Genomic DNA, 1660 nt, shown 5'->3' on the forward strand with positions numbered 1-1660 from the left:
CGCTCAAGCCGCTCTCATAGAGAAAAGCATGGGTCAGCTCATGCCTCATGCACTTGCGCATATAGGCGTCCAGGTCTTTCAAACTCAGGGGCTCCCGGCGCTCCGCTGCCGTGTACTTGCGGACCACGCACAGCTTGGCGCTGGTATCACAATAGCCGTCACAGGTTTCCAGCCCCTTGTCATTGGCCTTTGTCCGATATTCAAGGGCGTATTGGACGCCCAGCACAGAAACACGCACGGGAAACACCTCACTCAAAAGCTCACCAGGGATGGCGCATAAACCTTGTGGATGAAATAGCGCACATCGTCCATGCTATGGTCATTTTCTTTGATGGGCCGGTCATCTATGGCCTTTTCGTCCCACCGATAAAGCCCAAACTCCCGGATGCAATCCGTACAGCAGGCATTGAAAAACACATCCCCGCATTGGAGCCGTGTGGCCACGTCCCGGATGCCCGCCATGACCGCATTGGCGGCCTTTTCAACGAAAAAGCGCCCGTGCCGCCGGATGCACTCAATGAAAGAGGCGGCGGAGGGGTCCACAATGACGCTGGTGATGGGCAGGTCCCCGGCCAGCGCCTCCAGCTGCACATAATACTCCTCATCAGTGCGCTGGTTGCCCTCTTTCCGGCTGTCATAGTAATACTCCCGCACTCTGTACCACTTGCCATTTGCACGGCCCCAGAGGCCCATGCTGGTGGGGTTGGCGGTGCCATAGTCACAGGAGATGTAATACTTGTCATAGGGCCTGGGGGTGACCGGGACAACGTGAAAGTCCTTGTTGAACATGGTATAGACCAGGCCCTCCGCCACCACCCACAGGCCCCGGATGTAGCGGTCATAGAACACCCCGGAATATTGCCGCTCATAGCGGTCCTTGATTTCCTGGGTCAAGCTGTAATTGTCCTCCATGGTGAAATGCAGGTGGAGGACGTTGTGCTTTTTCGGCTGGTCACCCTCCAGCCATTTCTTGTAAAACCAATGGGACGGGCCCTCCGGGTTGCAGTTAAACCACAGCTTTGACCCGGCCACAGAGCACCGGCCCGTGGCCTGATTGACAAAGCTCTCTGGCATCAAGGCCACCTCATCCAGCAGGATGCCCGCCAGGGTAATGCCTTGAATGAGGGAGGCGCTGCTTTCGTCCTTGCCGCCGAAAAGGTAAAAGGAATTGCTCCGCCCGGCGGCGCTCACCACGATTTTGTTTTCCGTGCGGTGCTCTTTGAACGAAAACACCCCCGCCAGCCACTTGGGCAGGTTGGAGGTGACGTTGCGGCGCAAGCTCTCAATGGTCTTGCCGCAGATGGCAAAGTTTTGGTCATTAAAGCGGGCCATGGCCCACATGACAAAGCCCACGGTCATGGCCACCGTCTTGCCGGAGCGGATGGAGCCGTCACAGATGATGCCGTCATAGCGCTCAAAGCCCGGCCTATTCCACCACGTCATCGCCAGGTTCTGCCGGGGGCTCAATCTCTGGAATTTCATTTGTGTCAATTTCCTCCCGTGTGCTCTGTTCGATGACCTCAAAGATGTTGTTTTCCTCAGCGGCGGCAGCGCTGCCGCCGGTGGCGAACACGCCCAGGTGTTTGCCCAGCAGCTCCAGGGCCCTCACCTTGTCATGCAGCTTTATCTCAATGCCCAGTTGGCTGTACTTGATACCGGC

Annotated in this window: 1 protein-coding gene and 2 pseudogenes; all 3 read right to left on the minus strand. The window is 57.2% G+C overall.

Translation table 11 applies throughout. The features are described from left to right. A pseudogene (locus tag NFS22_RS23530) lies at positions 1 to 238 on the minus strand (hypothetical protein); the annotation flags it as partial. 14 nt (positions 239 to 252) lie between these two features. Beyond that, a complete protein-coding gene (locus NFS22_RS23535) occupies positions 253 to 1482 on the minus strand; it encodes a PBSX family phage terminase large subunit (RefSeq protein ID WP_160233018.1) in 1230 nt (409 codons plus the stop codon). After that, positions 1427 to 1660 (minus strand): annotated as a pseudogene (locus NFS22_RS23540) (hypothetical protein); the annotation flags it as partial. The gene NFS22_RS23535 and the pseudogene NFS22_RS23540, both read right to left, overlap by 56 nt.

Source organism: Flintibacter muris (assembly GCF_943192995.1).
In the GTDB taxonomy this organism is placed as follows: domain Bacteria; phylum Bacillota; class Clostridia; order Oscillospirales; family Oscillospiraceae; genus Lawsonibacter; species Lawsonibacter muris.

What these genes read in the sequence shown, in the direction of transcription:
- NFS22_RS23535 (WP_160233018.1), bottom strand. Translation starts at nt 1,482, where the DNA reads ATGAAATTCCAGAGATTGAGCCCCCGGCAGAACCTGGCGATGACGTGG.